General features: G+C 36.6%; 19 protein-coding genes. 2 read left to right on the top strand and 17 right to left on the bottom strand.

Annotation, left to right across the window (positions count from 1 at the left end):
• Window positions 1-40: 40 nt before the first annotated feature.
• From ACVWM0_RS03920 to tyrS, 5 genes are all read right to left on the bottom strand, one after another.
• Window positions 41-1,285, bottom strand: coding sequence for an MFS transporter (locus ACVWM0_RS03920; protein ID WP_476473653.1), 1,245 nt, complete (start codon window positions 1,283-1,285; stop codon window positions 41-43).
• Between the two features lie 182 nt (window positions 1,286-1,467).
• Window positions 1,468-2,835 (bottom strand): allantoinase AllB, encoded by a 1,368-nt coding sequence (gene allB / locus ACVWM0_RS03915; RefSeq protein ID WP_476473324.1) that lies wholly within the window; start codon window positions 2,833-2,835, stop codon window positions 1,468-1,470.
• A 1-nt stretch (window position 2,836) separates the two neighbouring features.
• Complete coding sequence (allW, locus tag ACVWM0_RS03910; RefSeq protein ID WP_476473323.1) at window positions 2,837-4,339, bottom strand: allantoin permease; 1,503 nt, start codon at window positions 4,337-4,339, stop codon at window positions 2,837-2,839.
• Window positions 4,340-4,734: 395 nt separating this feature from the next.
• Window positions 4,735-4,902: a nucleoside-diphosphate kinase gene (locus ACVWM0_RS03905; protein WP_476473322.1), complete on the bottom strand. Its 168-nt coding sequence runs from the start codon at window positions 4,900-4,902 to the stop codon at window positions 4,735-4,737.
• A gap of 137 nt (window positions 4,903-5,039) precedes the next feature.
• A complete protein-coding gene (tyrS, locus tag ACVWM0_RS03900; RefSeq protein ID WP_476473321.1) occupies window positions 5,040-6,302 on the bottom strand; it encodes a tyrosine--tRNA ligase in 1,263 nt (420 codons plus the stop codon).
• Window positions 6,303-6,463: 161 nt separating this feature from the next.
• Here tyrS and ACVWM0_RS03895 point away from each other — a divergent pair, with 161 nt between their 5' ends.
• Complete coding sequence (locus tag ACVWM0_RS03895) at window positions 6,464-8,878, top strand: transglycosylase domain-containing protein (RefSeq protein ID WP_476473320.1); 2,415 nt, start codon at window positions 6,464-6,466, stop codon at window positions 8,876-8,878.
• Between the two features lie 36 nt (window positions 8,879-8,914).
• On the opposite strand, the gene ccpA is transcribed toward ACVWM0_RS03895, so the two are convergent.
• From ccpA to ACVWM0_RS03880, 3 genes are all read right to left on the bottom strand, one after another.
• Window positions 8,915-9,916 (bottom strand): catabolite control protein A, encoded by a 1,002-nt coding sequence (gene ccpA / locus ACVWM0_RS03890; protein ID WP_476473319.1) that lies wholly within the window; start codon window positions 9,914-9,916, stop codon window positions 8,915-8,917.
• A 126-nt stretch (window positions 9,917-10,042) separates the two neighbouring features.
• Entirely contained in the window at window positions 10,043-10,492 is a 450-nt protein-coding gene (locus ACVWM0_RS03885) for a YtxH domain-containing protein (RefSeq protein WP_476473318.1), read from the bottom strand.
• A gap of 24 nt (window positions 10,493-10,516) precedes the next feature.
• Window positions 10,517-10,945: a DUF948 domain-containing protein gene (locus tag ACVWM0_RS03880; protein WP_476473317.1), complete on the bottom strand. Its 429-nt coding sequence runs from the start codon at window positions 10,943-10,945 to the stop codon at window positions 10,517-10,519.
• A 234-nt stretch (window positions 10,946-11,179) separates the two neighbouring features.
• On the opposite strand from ACVWM0_RS03880, the gene ACVWM0_RS03875 reads away from it, so the two are divergent.
• Window positions 11,180-11,959 carry a mechanosensitive ion channel family protein gene (locus tag ACVWM0_RS03875; RefSeq protein WP_476473316.1) on the top strand — a complete coding sequence of 260 codons (780 nt, stop codon included), beginning with the start codon at window positions 11,180-11,182 and terminating at the stop codon, window positions 11,957-11,959.
• A gap of 34 nt (window positions 11,960-11,993) precedes the next feature.
• On the opposite strand, the gene ACVWM0_RS03870 is transcribed toward ACVWM0_RS03875, so the two are convergent.
• The 9 genes from ACVWM0_RS03870 to tsaB form a co-directional block, all read right to left on the bottom strand.
• Complete coding sequence (locus ACVWM0_RS03870; RefSeq protein ID WP_476473652.1) at window positions 11,994-13,121, bottom strand: N-acetyldiaminopimelate deacetylase; 1,128 nt, start codon at window positions 13,119-13,121, stop codon at window positions 11,994-11,996.
• Between the two features lie 35 nt (window positions 13,122-13,156).
• Window positions 13,157-13,645, bottom strand: a complete 489-nt coding sequence (cbpB, locus tag ACVWM0_RS03865) for a cyclic-di-AMP-binding protein CbpB (RefSeq protein WP_476473315.1) — start codon at window positions 13,643-13,645, stop codon at window positions 13,157-13,159.
• A gap of 18 nt (window positions 13,646-13,663) precedes the next feature.
• On the bottom strand, window positions 13,664-14,179 hold the full coding sequence (locus tag ACVWM0_RS03860) for a YfcE family phosphodiesterase (RefSeq protein WP_476473314.1): 516 nt from the start codon (window positions 14,177-14,179) through the stop codon (window positions 13,664-13,666).
• Window positions 14,180-15,541: a ribonuclease PH gene (gene rph / locus ACVWM0_RS03855; protein WP_476473313.1), complete on the bottom strand. Its 1,362-nt coding sequence runs from the start codon at window positions 15,539-15,541 to the stop codon at window positions 14,180-14,182.
• Window positions 15,538-16,356, bottom strand: a complete 819-nt coding sequence (gene racE / locus ACVWM0_RS03850; protein WP_476473312.1) for a glutamate racemase — start codon at window positions 16,354-16,356, stop codon at window positions 15,538-15,540. Before racE ends, rph begins: the two co-directional genes overlap by 4 nt.
• 164 nt (window positions 16,357-16,520) lie before the next feature.
• Window positions 16,521-17,555, bottom strand: a complete 1,035-nt coding sequence (tsaD, locus tag ACVWM0_RS03845) for a tRNA (adenosine(37)-N6)-threonylcarbamoyltransferase complex transferase subunit TsaD (RefSeq protein WP_476473311.1) — start codon at window positions 17,553-17,555, stop codon at window positions 16,521-16,523.
• On the bottom strand, window positions 17,548-17,997 hold the full coding sequence (gene rimI / locus ACVWM0_RS03840; protein WP_476473310.1) for a ribosomal protein S18-alanine N-acetyltransferase: 450 nt from the start codon (window positions 17,995-17,997) through the stop codon (window positions 17,548-17,550). Before rimI (ACVWM0_RS03840) ends, tsaD begins: the two co-directional genes overlap by 8 nt.
• 1 nt (window position 17,998) lies before the next feature.
• Window positions 17,999-18,550, bottom strand: a complete 552-nt coding sequence (gene rimI, locus ACVWM0_RS03835) for a ribosomal protein S18-alanine N-acetyltransferase (RefSeq protein WP_476473309.1) — start codon at window positions 18,548-18,550, stop codon at window positions 17,999-18,001.
• Window positions 18,513-19,229, bottom strand: a complete 717-nt coding sequence (tsaB, locus tag ACVWM0_RS03830) for a tRNA (adenosine(37)-N6)-threonylcarbamoyltransferase complex dimerization subunit type 1 TsaB (protein ID WP_476473308.1) — start codon at window positions 19,227-19,229, stop codon at window positions 18,513-18,515. Before tsaB ends, rimI (ACVWM0_RS03835) begins: the two co-directional genes overlap by 38 nt.
• Window positions 19,230-19,287: the final 58 nt, after the last annotated feature.

The following is a 19,287-nucleotide window of genomic DNA, read 5'->3' as shown; positions in this document are numbered from 1 at the left end:
AAAATAGCTTCTCTTTATAGTCCTTTTGTAAATCACCCTATTATTCACTGATTAACTTAGTTTTTTTTCGGTTTACTAAGTAGAAAATACTCGTACCTATAATTAAAATCGCAATCGATATGTAAAAGGCATTTATTTTAGATCCTGTTGCATCTGATATTTTTCCAGTTAGAGATGGAGCAATAACAGACGAACTCATTCCTAAGAAGTTAAAGACTCCTAAAGTTGTTGCTAATCCTTTTTTAGGCATATTATCACCCAACCAAGAAATGATAATCGGTTCTACCACTACTTTCCCAAAAAAACCGTACAATAATAAACCTAGTAACAAAACGTTTTTGTTGGTAGCCATTACAGCGAGGTACAAACTAATTGCTGCTAATAATTCTAACATCACAACAAGTTCAATTTTTTTATGTTGAAACTTGTCTGCAATCCTACTAAATAACAACGCTCCTGGTATAGAAGACACAAATATCAAGGATGACGCCAAACCAATGGTCGCTCCTTCAAATCCTCGTTCTGTCTCTAAAAAGTTAGGCAGCCATGTATTTACTAAGTAATAAGCATAGCATGTGGCAAAATAAACCGCATAAGCACCAATCATTTTAGCCGAGAACAGTTTTTTCATACTCAGCTTGTCTTCTGTTGTTACTATCTCTAACTTTTCATTCTCTTTACTACCACTATCTTTCTTAATAAAAAGCATAAAAATAACAATCATGATTAAGATTGTAGCAAATGATAAATACTCCATATATTGCCAAGGCATATTTCTTTGTGACACGAAGTAACTTGACGCAATCATTCCTATCCCGCTACCAATGGCCGTTCCACAGTTGACAACCGCTGTGGCAACACTCCTATATTGTGTTGGAACATACTCGTTTGTTAATGAAAAAGCGACACCATAAAATGTTCCACTACCGATACCTGCTAAAACATTACCGAAATACATTACATTAAGCGAGGTGGATAACGCTAAAATCAAAGTTCCAACACCAAACAATAAGAATCCTGGAATTAATACTGCTTTTTTACCAAACTTATCAACCAATAATCCAGAAGGTATTTGCATTAACACGTAACCTAAAAAATAAAAACTAGAGATCGCGCCAATTTCAGCATCTGTCGCTCCGCCAAAGTATTCACTCAATTGTGGATAAATAGGGGTCAGTGCTGTACGATTTAACCAAACAACAACCCAACCTAAAGTCGATACAACGATAATCTGTTTCCAGTACTCCTGCATCCCTCTTTCGACTTTTTTATTAACATCACTCATTTTTACCATACCTTTCTGATTCGTTCTATCACTTACACTATCTAAAGTATAGCCAATCATTTGTGATATTTCATTAGGCATATTTCCTAATTTACGGAATTCTTTGTCTACATTGAACGAAAATTTAGTTATTTTTATAGGAAAAGAGCCTTTAAATTAAAGGCTCTTTGTTTAAGTACTCTTTATTTCTTGATGAAGATTCCAATAGCTTCTTCAGAAACACCCTTTTCTTTAGAATAGATGGTTTGACCACGAAGAATAGTTCTAACTACTTGAGCACCGATTTCCCTACCAATATATGGACTGATTTTATTTAAATATTCTAAATCTTCTGCTTGTAACGTATACGGAGCATCTGGCTTGATAAATACAAAGTCAGCATCTTTACCTACCGTAATACGTCCCTTTGTATCTAAGTTAAAGCGTTCCGCTGGGTTCGTCGCAATAATATCTGCAAATTGTTTTAATGACATGCCTCGTTTTTGCACACCTTCATCAAATAGCACATCCACGTTATTTTGAACTCCCGAGATACCTCCCCACGCTTCAAAAGCATTTTCTTTATCTTTTAAGTCTGGTGTACAAGGTGAATGATCTGATGTTACAAATGCAATTTCACCAGCCATTACTTTTTCCCACAAGCCATTTTGTGTTTCTTTATCACGAATAGGTGGTGAGCACTTAACAACTGGCCCAATACTATCTAATTCATCGGTTTCAAAATACAGATAATGCGTACATGTTTCACACGTTACGTCTACTCCTTCGTTACGGGCTTTTGTTACTTCATCTACCCCTTCAGTACAAGCAACATGACAAATATGAATACGACATCCTGTTTCTTTAGCAAATAAAATAGCGCGACGGATAGGTTCTACCTCTGTAAAGACAGGACGACTTTCTACATAGGCCTTTAATGTTGTTTCACCTTTTTCGTAGGCAATTTGTCCCAATCTATCAGTAATTTCAGCATTCTCAGCATGAATAGCTAATACTTTTCCTGTTTTGGCTACTTGTTTCATTCCTTCGTATAAAGAATAGTCATCAACATTCATGAAGTCTCCATCAATTGTACGATCTCCACACGTTGCCATAAAGCATTTGTAAGCCGCTGCGCCACCTTCATCTAACTCTTGAATACCGCCATCTAGATTAAAAGGAACAACTCCGCCAAATGATCCCACATCAGACATTAATTTGTTTTCACCTGCTGCATACTTAATATCTAACGATTCCTTGTTCACTGTTGCTGGTACTTGATTTAAAGGCATCTCCATAAATGACGTTACGCCACCTTTAGCGCATGCTTTTGTTCCCGTGATATAACCTTCCCAAAAATCACGAAAACCTCCACCTGGGTCTGTTATATGGACATGAGCGTCCACCATACCGGGACTAACTATCAAACCTTTAGCATCGATTACTTCTTTAGCGTCACCTAAATCCGAACCAATCGCAGCAATCTTACCATCTTTCACTGCCACGTCTGTTAGTACTTCACCATTGTCTAAAATAACTAATCCATTTTTGATAATTAAGTCAAAATTCATTTTATTTTCCCCCTGAATGGTTTTTATTTATTTTTTTCATTGTTAAATACAGGCTAAAAGATAAACCAGCACCAACAATAAATGATAAACTCGATATAATGCTTAAACTTGGAATAAATTGTCCAGACATTGATACAACTAAAGCAATAATCGTTGCGATATACGCCGCCTTATTAACCCCTTTGTACTGATTAGTTGAATTGTCTTCATTTGGGTCCATATACAGTTCATCTAAATTGATTTGTTGCTTGTGGACAAAATAATATTGTGCTAACATCACACCCGCGACCGGACCTAATACTGCTCCAATCATATTTAAGAAAGCAAAAATACTGTCTGCATTCTCCATAAGTTTCCAAGGCATAATTAAGTAACTGATAATACCCGCTAAAAGAACTCCCTTTTTATAATTAATTTTTTTAGGGAACAAAGCAGATAGCTGATACGCTGCTGGAACGATATTTCCTGTAGCATTAGTAGAAATAGTTGTCATAAGTAAAACAACAATTGCCAATAAGGCAGCAGGTAAATTATCCCATTTATCAACGATGTTTAATACGTTCCACTCTTGGACACCGTAATGAATAGAGCCACCAATTAAAATAGAGACACTAGAAAAAGCAAAGATAATATATCCTACTAATAAACTAGCTGTTTGTCCTATAACTTGTGCTCTGGTAGACTTTGCATTCTGAGTAAAATCTGACACACTCGCACCAGGACCTGCCCAAACAGCTAAAACTGAGTTAATAATCATTAAGTAAACTAAGATACCTGGATTGTTTTGAACAGAACTGCCTGTTGGTACAAAGGATAAAATATTACCAATCCCCCCTCCGACATTAATTGCCCAGATTGTCATACCAATAAACACGATGTAGATTAACGGGTTCAGTACTGCTGTGAATTTATTGAGCGCTTCACCACCACCTAAACCAATTAATAAGTTAATCGCCCAAAAAACAGTAAACGCAATTAATCCCGGCAGACCAATTCCAAAAAAATTAAAATCCGGAGCCAATGTTAAAAATCCCGGCCATATTTTTCCAATTAAAATAAGTAAAGCTAGTGACGCTGTGTAGTTTTGTAAACCAAACCAAGCAATTGCTGCTACTCCACCACGTAAGAATCCGGGTAGTTTGGCTCCTACATCTCCGTAGGTTGCACGCAAATGCATGGCAAATGGGATACCATACTTGGAACCTGCTTTGCCATTTAACACCATCAAACCTGCTACCGTCAAACTACTAAGAATAAGCGCTAACATAATATTGATTGGAGATAAGCCTAAAAATAAGAATCCTCCCACTGCTGTATAGTTCGGAATATTATGTACCGACCCCATCCATAATGTGAAATAATTTTTAGCTCCCATGTTTCTTTTATCTTCTGTCTTTGGAAGAATGTCCTCATTGTATCCTCTTGATCTAATTCTATTAACATCTTCTTCTGTTACAGCAATCCCCTTGTCAGGGTGTGCAACATCTCCTCGACTCGTTCCCATAATGTCCTCCTTTAAAACTATACTACCAGCTGCTGTTGAAACTAATATTACACAAACTTTAAAACGTTTACATTATGACTCTTATACAATTAGAATTAAATAATTGTGCAGTATGAACAAAGCCCTTACATAGTATACTTTTCAACAGTATCAGTTCATTTAAATAAGTATAAATGAACTGAAGGGTAATTTTATCCTTATAATAAGCTGTTCACATTTGTATTTTGTGAAAAAAATCACCAAAAAAAGGCCTTCAATCATGTTATATCTCCTCGTCCTTATTTTTATCTATTAAAAAGACGGTGAATTTCAATCTTTGCGGTCTATTCCAAATCTGACACGTGGACCACTTTTTCTCTCGTGGATAAAAAAATCTCCTCTAATAGTCCCAGGTACTACCTCTGATTCATTCTTCCTATCATTTTTCTGATTAGTTCAACTACCTGCTCCCCCTCCAAAATAAGATAAATCACAGGGCCTGATATCATATCATCAATAATGTCTCGAAAGAACAGTAAGGATGTTAAGTGAAAATAATGAACTTCCCCTAATCCTCTTGTCATTGTTCTCGATTTTATTTATTGAATTTCCAACCCTTTTTTCAAACTATTTCTTATGATATAACAACCAATCTTAAGGAGCAACTGTATTATAATAAAAAAACTCTCTATCATTCAATGATGATAGAGAGTCATTCTAGTTAATAACTTAATAAGAAATATTTTTTCTTACCGCGACGCACAACCGTAAATTGATCTTCAATTTTATCGATGCTTGATAAAACGTAGTCTAAATCTTGGACACGTTCACCATTCACGTAGATAGCACCATTTGTTACATCTTCACGTGCTTGACGTTTTGATGTTACCAGTCCAGAAGTAACAAGTAATTCTACTAAGTTTAGATTATCTTCTGCTTGCACTTCGTAACTTGGTACGTCTTTGAATCCTTGTTTCACTTCTTCAGCTGTTAGCTCTTTAATATTACCACTGAAAAGAGCAGCAGAAATCTTCACTGCTTGTTCGTATGCCTCTTGTCCGTGAACCAAAATAGTCACTTCTTTAGCCAATGCTTTTTGAGCATCACGTTTATGTGGTTCAGCCACAAAAGATGCTTCGATAGTAGCAATTTCTTCTAATGATAAGAATGTGAAGTATTTTAAGAATTGAACCGCATCACGGTCATCTGTGTTTAACCAAAATTGATAAAATTCATAAGGGGTTGTTTTTTCAGCATCTAGCCAAATCGCATTTCCTTCTGTTTTACCAAATTTTGTTCCATCCGCTTTTTTAATTAAAGGCATAGTTAGACCGTAACCTTGAACGCTTTTCTCGCGACGTAACAATTCAATACCTGACGTAATATTCCCCCATTGATCGCTACCACCTAATTGTAATTTTACGCCTTCTGTTTCATATAATTTTAGGAAATCATAAGCTTGTAGTAATTGATAAGCAAATTCAGTGTATGAAATACCTGTTTCGATACGTCGTTTCACACTTTCTTTACTCATCATGTAATTGATTGTAAAGTTTTTACCAACATCTCTTAGGAAATCGATTAGCGATAATTCACTTAACCAGTCTGCATTATTAGAAATAATGGCAGGATTTGTTTCATCTTCAAAATCGATAAAACGTGATAATTGATTTTTTAAACTGTTAGCCCATGATTTGACTGTTTCTGTTGAGTTTAAGCTTCTTTCAGCATCTTTAAACGATGGGTCACCGATCATTCCAGTTCCACCACCAACTAAAGCTACAGGCACATGGCCTCTCTCTTGAAATCTTCTTAGTGTTAAAACAGGTAACAAATGACCTATATGTAAACTATCTGCCGTTGGGTCAAAGCCAATATATAGCTTCACTGACTCTTCGTTCAATAGTTGTTCTAGTGCTGCTTCATCGGTCATCTGATAAATCAGACCACGATCCTTTAATTCGCTTAAAAAATTCGTCGTCATAATATGTTCCTCCTCTTTAATATATAAATACTATCTTAACGTATTCAAAGATTAAAATAAAGTTAAAAAAGTAAATTCTTTATTTTCATTTTCTTTCATCCTAGTCACTCATTTGATAAGATGGTATAATTGTAACCATTAAATGCAGTAGAGGTGATCCATTGAATCAACAAAACTTATTACCCCAAGATCCAAGGAATAAAAATAAGAACACACCAAATAAACAACATGTTTTCTTCGGTCTAAACGTTACTTATCGAGTAATTAAAGCTATTGGATTATTTCTTGTTGTTACCATGTCTGCTTTAGGTTTCTTAGGACTTGGATTAGGTGTCGGCTTTTTCGGTGCTTTAGTTTCTGAATTAGACATCCCTTCGAAAGAAGAAATGCAACAAAAATTAGGGGATGTAGAGCAACAATCTCGCTTATTATATGCTAATGATGACCTTATCTCGGTAATAAAATCCGATTTAGTCAGAACATCCGTTGGGGATGACAAAATTTCACCCTTTATCAAACAAGCCCTTGTTTCAACAGAAGATGAATATTTTTATGAGCATCAAGGAGTTGTACCAAAAGCTATCTTTAGAGCGACCGTCTCTGACGTGACAGGTCTAGGTGCTTCATCTGGTGGCTCTACGATTACCCAACAGCTCATTAAGCAACAAATATTAACCAATGAAACGTCTTATAAAAGAAAAGCTTCTGAAATTCTTTTAGCTTTACGGGCAGAAAAGTTCTTTTCAAAAAAAGAGGTTTTAAATGCTTATCTCAACGTTTCTCCTTTTGGTCGGAACAATAAAGGAGAAAACATCGCTGGGATTGAAGAAGCTGCTATGGGAATTTTTGGTATTCATGCGAGTGACGTTACTTTACCACAAGCAGCATTTCTAGCAGGTCTTCCGCAAAGTCCGATAGAATACAGTCCCTATACAAATACTGGCGAATTTAAAGAGTCTTTTGAACCCGGTCTAAGCAGAAAAGACGATGTGTTGTTCAACTTATACAGAGACAAACAAATATCAAAAAAAGAGTATGAAGCAGCCCTAAAATACGATTTATCGAAAGACTTTATTGCTCCTTCTCCTCGTACCAATGCAGACAATAGCTTCTTATATAACTATTTATACGATGAAGCCAGTCGCGTACTGATGCCTTCTTATTATGAAAAAGATGGCTTAACAGAGGAACAAGTTTTAGAGTCAGATGAGCTGTTCAAAAAATACTTTGATATGGCTAGACGTGACGTTAGACGAAACGGCTACACGGTTCATTCAACCATTGATAAAGACATTTACAACGCCATGCAAGAAGGCGTACAGCAATACGGATACGTCTTAGATGATGACCGGGAACAAACCGTAGAAACAGGTAGTATATTAATGGATAACCAAACTGGGCGAATTTATGGCTTTATTGGTGGGCGCGATTACAATACGAACCAAAATAACCATGCCTTCCAGACGAAACGTTCTCCTGGTTCAACCATTAAACCAATACTGGCTTATGCTCCAGCTATTGATGTTGGCCTTATTGGTTCAGAATCGAAACTCTCTGATCACCCTAGAAATTACAGTAGTGGTCAACCAATTATTAATTACGCTGACTCTGGTAGTAACCAGTTCAAATCAGTAAGAGAATCTTTAAAATGGTCACTCAATATTCCCGTGGTGAATTTATACTCTGAACTTCATAATTACACGGATCCTAAAACTTATTTTGATAAAATGAAAATTGGTCTTAATCCTGATGAGTATTACAGAGAGTCGATTCCTTTAGGCGGAACTGATTATGGCTTCACGGTTCTTGAAGAAACAGCTTCCTTTGCTACCTTGGCAAACAAGGGGCAATTCAATGAAGGCTATTCCATTGATAAAATTACGGATAACGAAGGTAAAGTTATCTATGAACATGAAGCAGACCCTGTTCAGGTCTATAAACCAGCAACCGCCTCTATCATGAACGACATGATGAGAGATGTCTTAATCTCAGGAACAGGTCAAGCTGCTAGAGAAGCTATGCAAGGTGTTAATCCTACCTTAGCCAATGCAGACTGGGTAGGTAAAACAGGAACATCAGAACTTGAAAAAGACTACTGGTTCACTGCTTCTACACCTCGAGTAACCATGAGTAGTTGGATAGGATATGATGATCCTTATCCTATGTATTCTACTTGGAACAAACAAAATATGATTTATTGGGCTTACATGACCAACTACGTCTTCCAACGTAGCCCTGAAGTATTCGGGGTGAATGAACGATTTGAACTTGATTCGAGTGTAAAAAAAGAAACCGTCTCTGAATTTAGTGGACAAAAAGTAAGTAGTAGCGTGAAAATTGATAACTTTACTGTTGATATGACAGGAGCTAAAACAACAACTAGCCTATATGCAACTGGTGATCCTAAATTTAGTGAATTTAGATTCGGTATTGGCGGATCAGATGCCAATTACCAATCTGCTTGGCAATCTTTCTACAGACCTGTAGAAAAGAAAAAGCCACAACAAAAACGACCTTCTAAAAAAAGCACAAAAAAATCAGTTCCTTCTAAAATAGAAGAAACTGAGGATGAATAAAAAATAAGATTGCGAGATTCTCGCAATCTTATTTTTTTATTTAGTTGAGCCTTTTTTTATTAAGCCATAAGGTAAAACGACTGTTTTTTCTTCAATGTCTTCTTTATTCATAATTTTTGTTAACAATCTCATTGCTACTGCACCGATATCATATAACGGTTGAGAAATACTTGTCACACTAGGACGTGCAATGTCTGTATACAGTGAGTTGTTACTTGTAATGATCTCAAAATCCTCAGGAACACGAACCCCTTTATCTGTCAGGCTATTTAATAAACCTACAGCTAATTCATCATCTGCTACAACAGCAGCTGTCGCCCCACTGTTTTGAACACGGTCAAACATATTCAGTCCAGCTTTATAACTATATTCTGCCTCAAAAACTAAGCCTTCATTGAAGCTCAGACCATTTTCTTTTAAGGCTTCTTTATAACCACTTAATCGATACGTTCCATTAATGGGATCTAACAAAGCACCTGATAAAAAGGCGATTTTTTTATTACCGCTTGCAATGAGTTCTTGTACAGCATCTTTTGTTGCTGCTGAATAGTCGATGTTTACAGAGCCTACTTGATCATCAGGATCAATCGAACCAGCTAATACAACTGGTGTTTTAGAACGTGAAAATTCACCACGGATTTCTTCTGTTAAATGGTGTCCCATAAAAATAACACCGTCTACTTGTTTCGCTAATAATGTATTCAATACACTGATTTCTTTTTTATCATCACCATCAGAGTTAGCTAAAATGATATTATACTTATACATTGTCGCCACATCATCAATACCTCTAGCTAGTGAAGCAAAATACGCGTTACTAACATCAGGAATAATTACCCCAACTGTCGTCGTTCTTTTACTCGCTAAACCACGCGCTACAGCGTTAGGTCGATAATCTAATTTTTCAATGACCTCTAACACTTTTTTTCGTGTAGCGGGTTTTACATTAGGGTTGCCATTTACAACACGTGATACAGTTGCCATTGAAACTGACGCTTCACGTGCTACGTCGTAAATAGTAATTGTTTGCTTTTCCATCTCAATTTCTCCTTTAATTTTAAAAACACATATTTGACTCTAGACTATCAAATAACTTTGAGTTATGCAAGCGTTTTACCCCTATTTTCATGAAAACATACAGAAATAAAATAAAAAAAACTCAAATTATGAGTTTTTTTCGATAGTTTCGTATAAATCATCAGTTAAATCATTCTCATCTAACACAATCATGTTTTCTTCTAAATCTTCAATCGCATACTCTAAGTCGTCTGAAGCTGATTTGAATTCACTTGTTACTTCAGCTGCTTTATCTTTAAAATCATGTAATAAATCACTTGATGTTTCTTTCGCAGTATTAAAGCGACTCGCTACTTTATCATTAATCCAACCATATTCTTCTGTTTTTTGTTTTGCTAGATCTGATAATTCGTATCCTTTGAATTGTGCATAATCCACATAATCGCTTGCCTTACCTTCAGACACATCGTCTAACTGTTCTAATAACTCTTCGCGCATCTCTTTCCCACTTTTAGGTGCTAACAGTAATGCTGCTGCAGCGGCGGCAGTCCCACCAATAATAGCTCCTAATAGGAACCCTTTGTTATTTTTTGACATAATCCAATTCCTCCTATAGGCTATTTAGCCTTTTTTTCGAAATAAGCCAGAGGCCGTTTGAGCAGCTTTACCAACCAATGTGGCTGTAGCAGCACTTTTACCAGCTTCTCCAACTTTGACTAACATGGTTTTACTTGATGCATTTAACTCTGAAACACTCAAACTTAAATCAGCAACTGCTTGGAATAAAGGATCAATGGTTTCTACTTTTAGTGTCACATCGTCTAATAGCTCATTTCCTGTAACTAGTAGTTCTTCACTTTGTCTCAATAACACATCCACATCTTTACTTAAAACAGTGACTGTTTTATTTGTCTTATCTAATAATTTGTTCACTTTTTCTACAGATTGTGTCATATTCTTGTTCAATTGTAATAGGAAAAAGACAATAACAACCACTAATATAGCAAAAGCTATCGCTGCAATTATCGCTGCAATTTCTACACCTGACATCCTTTCTACCTCCCATTTTATAAATAAAATACTAATTTTAGAATACCACTAACCTACGTATTTCTCAACCAGAAAATACATGTTAGAATGGAGTTAACTATTTAAAAGGAGGACTTTATTATTAACGAAACAACAACGTCAACGCAAGCTGAAATCATTTTACAAGCTGAAAAAGGCGTCGGTCTCTTCAAAAAATTCTGGACTGGGCTGGATTGGGAAAAAATATTCTCTACAATGATTACTAAAACCATCTTAATCGTTATTGTTTTAGTTCTACTAGGCATCATACGAAAAATAGTATTGAAACTACTATCTAACACCTTCGAATCCTATAGTAAAAAACAAGCCTATAGTGAAGGTCGCGTTCAGACAATGCATACTCTGGCACGCAATTTCTTCCAATATTTCTTATTTTTTGTAGCAGTCTATTCCATATTAACGATTTGTGGTATCCCTGTTGGTTCCCTTGTTGCTGGTGCCGGTATCGCCGGTGTTGCAATTGGACTCGGCGCTCAAGGTTTCATAAATGATGTTCTAACCGGTTTTTTCATCATTTATGAGCGTCAATTAGATGTGGGCGATCATGTGGTTATCGACAGTATCGAAGGTGTCGTTCATCAAGTAGGGCTACGTACAACCCAAATTAAAAGCTTCAATGGAACAATGAATTATATTCCAAACAGAGAAATTCTCATTGTAAGTAATCTCTCGCGCGGTGACCAATTAGTCACAGTTGACGTCAGGATTAAGCCTGATGAAGACATTGAACGTGTTAAGAATATTATAAGTGAAGTAAACACCAATCAATTCAGCGACTTAGTTGAATTGAATTCAGAACCGGTTATCATCGGATTAGTGGATTTACAACAAGGAACATTCGCTATTCGTTGCTCTGCTTATGCCCAAGCTGGGGCACAATTTAAAGTTAAAACAGCTATGACAACAGCCTATGTAGAGGCTCTAACACAAGCGGGTATTAAAATTCCAGCAACACCGCTTAACTTAACTATGTAAAACTAAAAAAACATCCCTTTGAAGGGATGTTTTTTTAGTTGACTCTACTAAGTAACCAGTCTGTCACACGAGAAATACCTAACGAAATTGCTGCTTCATCAGGATTAAATTGACCATGATGAAGAGGAAATTCGCTATCGACCCCTAACCAAAACATCACGCCAGCATATTTATCTAAAAGATAACCAAAATCTTCTGCCGTCATATCAGCTTGGACTTCTTTAAAAGAACCCACCTTATCCTCTTTAAAATACTGGATAAAAGACTGTGCTAATTCAGGATTATTTACAACTGGTATATATCCTTTCTGCTCCATTTCAACTGCTACATCACAATTAAAACTGTGCATAATGCCAGTAGCAATGTCCAACAATCTTCTTTGCCCTAATTCATTTACCTCATGAGATAAAGCACGTAATGTCCCTTTTAAAACCGCTTCGCCAGCAATAATATTATCAGCAGTCCCACCATGAAATTCTCCAAATGTAATCACGGATCCTTCCATAGGGTTGATATTACGACTCACAATCGTTTGAGCTTGCTGGATGAATTGCGTTGCTGCAATAATCATATCATTTCCTTGGTGTGGTAATGCTGCATGACCAGACGTTCCTGTAAAGGTTATTTTAAACGTGCAATCTCCTGCACATAATGCCTTAGGACTCGTCGCTATCATTCCTGTTGGCAAACCAGGATGCACATGTAACGCATAAAATTCATCAATGGTATATTTACTCAAAAAGCCATTATCATAATAGATTTTAGCCCCAGATTCATTTTCTTCTGCTGGTTGAAAGAAAAATAATAGATTGTCTTCTAACTCATAAGAGATCATCTCTTCGATCAATCCTAAAGCAATCGTCATATGAAAATCATGACCACAGGCATGCATCCGACCTTGATGTTGACTTTTATAGTCACTTTGGACCTTTTCTATAATCGGTAAGCCATCAATATCAGTTCGCCAAGCAATTGTTCTTTCTCCCTTAGTGCCTTTAACCAAAACAATGATAGCTGTATCCAGCGTTTCAATTTCCAACCGGTCTTGCGGCAATTTATTAATACAAGTTAGTAAATAATTATGTGTTAAAAATTCCTTTAAACCAATTTCTGGGATTTGATGCAAATCACGTCTGATTTGCACCCGTCTTTCTTCCTTCATCAACACCATTTATAACACCTTCATTCTCTCCCGCTTTAAGGCAATGTGGGAATACTTTCTTCTATTTTAGTTAAATCATATTTAGATTCTAAAGTATGAGCAAGATGGTTCACAGATTTCAAGATTTCTTTACGTGTCACAATCCCTTTAAAATACTGTTGCTCATCTACTACTGGTATAAAGTTATCATCTACCAGTAAATTTAACATGCGCTCAATATTAAATGGTTCTTGAATGGTTGGTACCTCATTAGACATCACATCAGACACTTTTAATTCTCCTAGTCGTTCTGGGTCAATCTTTTCTGTATCAAACATGGCGCTTACTACCTGAGAGAGTGAAATTAAACCAACTAACTCTTGCTCCTTATTCAATACTGGGATTCGACTGTATCCAATGTTAGTCAAAACTAACAAAGCGTGTTCTAACGTATTTGTATCTGTTAATGTCGCAACGTTGTTTCCATCAATCAAAAAGTGTGTCTCATTTTCTAATAACAAGTCTTTTACAGCATTCCCTATCATATCGGAGTGCCTCCATTCTTATTTATTGATTATCACCGTTAAGTCATCTTGTTTGTAATGACTACGATTATAATAAGTCACTTCATATCTTGTATCGTCAGAATTTATTATAGCATATGTCGGTAAATCTCTGTATTTACCTCTTGGTTGAGAAATACTTCCTGGATTTAAAAAGAGTTGATGTGACACATACTCTGCTCCCAAACAATGCGTATGGCCAAATAAGACAATCGTAGCTTCCGCTTCCTGAGCCGCATAAGCTAACCTTTCTAATCCCATGTTCACATCATATAGATGCCCATGAGTTAAAAAGACACGGTCACATCCTGTATCTATTACTTTTACCCTTTCGTAGCCCCTGACAAAATCACAGTTCCCCTTCACCACATCAAATGTTTCCCACAACTGATCATCTGCTTCTAACTCAGAATCTCCACAATGAAATAAGACATCCATTTCTCCGGCTCTTTGTTTAACGATATCGACTAATATCTCTCTGTCCCCATGATTATCACTGACTACTAAGTATTTCATTTAGATGTCCTCACCTTTCAACCATTTAGGTAATACGGTTCTTAACTTATCAATAGCAACTGCTCTGTGGCTAATACTATTTTTTTCTTCTGAAGACAACTCAGCCATCCCTTTATCTTTCTCTGGTACATAAAACAACGGGTCATAGCCAAAACCGTTCTCTCCCCTTGGTATGGTTAATATTCTCCCTGATACTTCTCCTGTTACAACTAAACTTTCTTTATTAGGTTCTGCTAGAACTAAAGTACAATGAAATTGCGCACCACGTTCTTCTTCAGGAACTCCTGTTAACTCATGCAATAATTTAGCATTGTTTGCCGCATCACTCTTAGCAATCCCTGCATATCTTGCAGAATAAACTCCAGGTTGTCCGTTGAGAGCATCAACTTTTAGACCAGAATCATCTGCTAGAACTAAACAGTTTAAATAATTGGCAATGGTTTCAGCTTTTAATCTCGCATTTTCTTCAAAAGTCTTCCCTGTTTCTTCTACATCAGGTACCTCTGGAAAATCCAATAATGTTTTTACATTATAGCCTAACTCTCCAAAAATCATCTCAAATTCTGCCGCTTTCCCTTTGTTTCTTGTCGCGATAAGTAAGTCTTTAGTTGTTGTTTCGGGTAACACAATGTTGTCTCTTTTAGCGAAAGCTAGGGCATTTTTTTGTTTTAATATCAATTCTTGAATGCCCCCTTCAGCTAAATCTAATAACGCATTCAAATCATCTCTTGAGAAGGTTGCCTCTTCACCGGTTCCTTGCACTTCAATAAAACGACCAGATTCTGTCATAACTACGTTCATATCAACCTCAGCTGATACATCCTCAACATAGTCTAAATCCAAAACAGCTTCACCCGTTGGTAGAACACCAACACTAATCGCTGCTAAACTCTCTTTCATTGGATTTTCTGTAATAATTCCCTCTTGCAATAGCTGATTCACCGCTAGTTGTAGGGCAACATAAGCCCCTGTAATACTCGCCGTACGTGTACCACCATCTGCTTGAATGACATCGCAGTCCACAACGATTGAACGTTCTCCTAATAACTCTAAGTCCACAATAGACCTTAAAGAGCGACCAATTAAACGTTGAATCTCCATCGTACGTCCTGTTAACTTCCCTTTTGAACTTTCACGTCGGTTCCTTGTATTTGTTGCTCTTGGTAACATACTGTATTCAGCCGTCACCCAACCCGTTCCTTCTCCTCTTAAAAAAGGAGGCACATGGTCTTCAATCGTTGCTGCTACAATCACCTTTGTTTGACCAAACGAGACTAAAACAGAGCCTTCTGGATGGAGTAAATAATCTGTTTCAAACCTTACTTGTCTTAATTCATTTACTTTACGTTTATCATGTCTCATTTTACATCCTCCATTGGTAATAAAATTCGTTCACTTATATGTTCTACCTCACCTAACCAATCGTCAGTAATCTCATCAAACATGCACTTAGAGCCTGTCATATAAAAACGATGATCCTTTTTACTTCCTGTAGGTACAGATGAAATATCATAATAATCTAATAACATACTAACCTCACTCACCGTCTCAGCACCTGAATCAATCAATTGAACCTCTGAGCCTAAAACATCACTGATGATTGGTTTAAGCAGTGGGTAATGAGTGCATCCTAGCACTAAGGTATCAATGTTTGTCTCTTTAAATGAAGACAAGGTTTCCGACACTACTTTTCTAGCTATGTCAGATTGATACTGCATGCTTTCAACAATTGGCACAAACTTAGGACAAGGCAAAGATGTTACCTCAGCATTCGGACATTTCCCGTGAATCGCATGAACATATTCTTCACTATTGACCGTCCCTTTTGTTCCAATAATGCCAATGTTATTATTTTGTGTTAACTTTAATGCGGCTCTAGCACCCGGTTTAATCACACCTACTACAGGAATATCTAACGCTGCTTTAATTTCATCTAATACTATTGCTGTTGCTGTATTACAAGCAATCACAATCATTTTTACATGTTTAGTCAGTAGAAAATTAACCATATCCCAGGTGAATTCTCGGATTTGTTCCACAGGTCTTGAACCATATGGACAGCGAGCGGTATCTCCTACATAATATATCGTTTCATTTGGAAGCTGTTTTAATGCTTCTTTGACAACCGTTAGGCCCCCAACACCTGAATCTAAAAACCCTATCGGATTATTACTCATTATAACGCCTCTTTACTTTTATTTACTTATTTTGTCTCATTAGTTAATACCATATACCTAGTTATCATTCTACCATTATTTGAGCCATAAAAAAAAGGCATCTCGTATATCTTAGATAAAGTTTATAATAAAAAACCAAGAAGATAACCTCTTGGTTTTGTCTTTTATTGTAATATTAAGCTTGGTTTCGCATTCAAATCCCATGACGCTCTATTATTTTTTTGCCATTCGATATAACCTGCTGCCCCAATCATCCCAGCATTATCACCGCATAATCTTAAAGGAGGAATCAATAACTCTACCTCTGGCAAACGCTCTGATAACGCTTCTGTCATCTTAGCTTTAAGTCCTTTATTGGCCGCAACCCCTCCAGCAATTACTAACTGTTTTACCTTGTACTCTTCACAAGCTTTAAGGGTTTTATGGACCAATACATCCGTTACACTTTCTTGGAAACTTGCCGCTAAATCATTGGGGACAAGCTCTTCTCCTCTTTGTTCAGCATTATGAACCAGATTGATAAAAGCACTCTTTAGACCACTAAAACTAAAATCATAGTTATCTTCTTTTATCATCGCTCTTGGAAAATGATACGTGTCTTCTCCTAAATGCGCCATGTCATCTATTTCTTTACCACTTGGATACGTCAAACCTAGTACGCGACCTACCTTATCATAAGCTTCTCCAGCCGCATCGTCTCTTGTTTCTCCAATAATTTCATAACTACCATGTTCTTGCATATAAACGAGTTCTGTATGTCCACCTGACACAAGAAGTGCCATTAAAGGAAACTGAAACTCTTGACCGATTCTAGCTGAATAAATATGACCTGCCATGTGATTCACAGGAATTAAAGGCAATCCATTTGCCCAAGCAAAACTTTTCGCTGCGGTCACACCAATAAGTAACGCTCCAACTAAACCAGGGCCAAAAGTAGTCGCTACAGCTGTCAACTCCCTTGGTGTTACCTTGGCTTCTTCTAACGCTTCCTCCATGCAACCAATAATTTGTTCGACATGGTGTCTACTTGCGACTTCTGGCACCACGCCTCCAAAACGTTCATGACTTTTAACTTGAGAGGCAACAATGTTCGATAAGATGATATGACCCTCTTCAACTACCGCGACACTTGTCTCATCACAACTGCTCTCTATTGCTAAGATCAGATGTCTTGTTTGTTCATTTTCTGTATTACTCATGTTCGTCACTTCCTATATATAATTCCATTATCAACCCATCTTCTACTGGACTGTGGTAATAATTTTTACGTGTACCTATTAAATGAAAACCCCTATTTTCGTAGAAAAACTGGGCGCCACGATTTGAGGCTCTGACTTCCAACAAAACCCTCTCCACTTTTCTCTCTAATAATTGTTCTTTCATTTTGTCTATCAACTGTGTACCTATGCCTTGACGTTTTTGATCAGGTGCGATACCAATAAGTATTAACTCGCTCTCATCTAAGACAAAAGAATACAATAGAAAGCCCTGTAACACTCCTTGTTCCCGTACTTCAATTGCACCATGGCCTTGCTCTTCAATAAAAGACACAAACTGTTCCTCATTCCAAGGTGAACCTGAATGAAAACTCTTATCAGATAACTGTTTATATTCTATCCCTTGTTGTTCTGTGTCTCTCACCTTAACGCTCTCCCTTATCTAAATCTAATATCATATCCACAGCATCCTCATGAGTATCTTTGTAGTAATCATTTTTTATTCCTTCAACTTGAAAGCCTTCGCTTAAATACAAGGTAATAGCTTCTACATTATTTGTTTTAACTTCTAAACTAACAGTCATACAAGATTTAGAGAGGGCATATTTCTTAGCCTCGTTGATTAATAGTCGCGCTAATCCATTCCCTTGATACTCTGGTAAAATAGCTAAATTTGTAATATGGGCATCCGTTTGAACCACTCTAATCCCGATAAAACCAATCATTTTCGTTGATAAAAGACATTTTACATACAACGTTCGTTTTTTTTCACTCAATTCAAGCAGAAAAACCCCGTTACTCCAAGGTGATGTGCCATCATATACAGCTTTCAACACTCCCTGAAGAGCAACAAGATCACATATTTTAGCAGTTGCTAATCTTATTTCCTCTTGTTTAATAGATACTCTAGGTATATTACTTTGAAACGTATGTTTTAATTCAGACTCGTTCAACATAAACTTGCTCCTTCGAGCCATTCTCCAACATCCATTTTTCTTCTGCTTCTACTTTTTTTAAGTACTTAGGAACAAAAGCATCGATATCTTCTACTTTTTTTAGTGCTTCTTCCAATAAAATAAAGGAACTACCTCTTAATTGATTATTACAATACTTGGAATCATACAATAAGTTATCATGCTCTGTGATTTCTGGAAACATAAACAGATCTTCTCCGACAAAAAAACACGACTTATCAGTCTCTTTTAATTGGATTAACCATTCTGATAGAGCAATATGACAGTCAGGTATTACTTGATGTAACACACCATCTTTCCACTCATAGGCTCCTGTATAAACATTATTACGTCGTGCATTAACAATAGGCACAATCAAACCCTCTTGTTGATAATTGGTTGCTGCAATGACCGCTAAACTAGAAACCGACATCAGTTCAATCCCCAAAGTCCATGCCAAGGTTTTAGCTGTCGTCACACCTATTCTTAAACCCGTGTAAGAACCTGGTCCTTCAGCTACCACAATTCGCTCCAAATCTTGTGGCGTAAGGTTATTAGATTGCATTAAAAAATCAATCCCTGGCATTAATGTTATGCTATGATTTTTTTGATTCCCGATATACATGTCGCCTATTAGCGTATTATTTTTGTATAAAGCAAGACTCATGCCGCTATTTGATGTATCGATTGCTAATGTTGTCATTTTTCTTCATCCTTTTTCATTATTCTGCTTTATTGTAGCACAAATTGTAGGAAAACTC

It is taken from the genome of Vagococcus sp. 211 (assembly GCF_056322705.1).
Note: the sequence above shows the minus strand (reverse complement) of the source record. Positions and strands in the feature narration are given on the sequence as shown.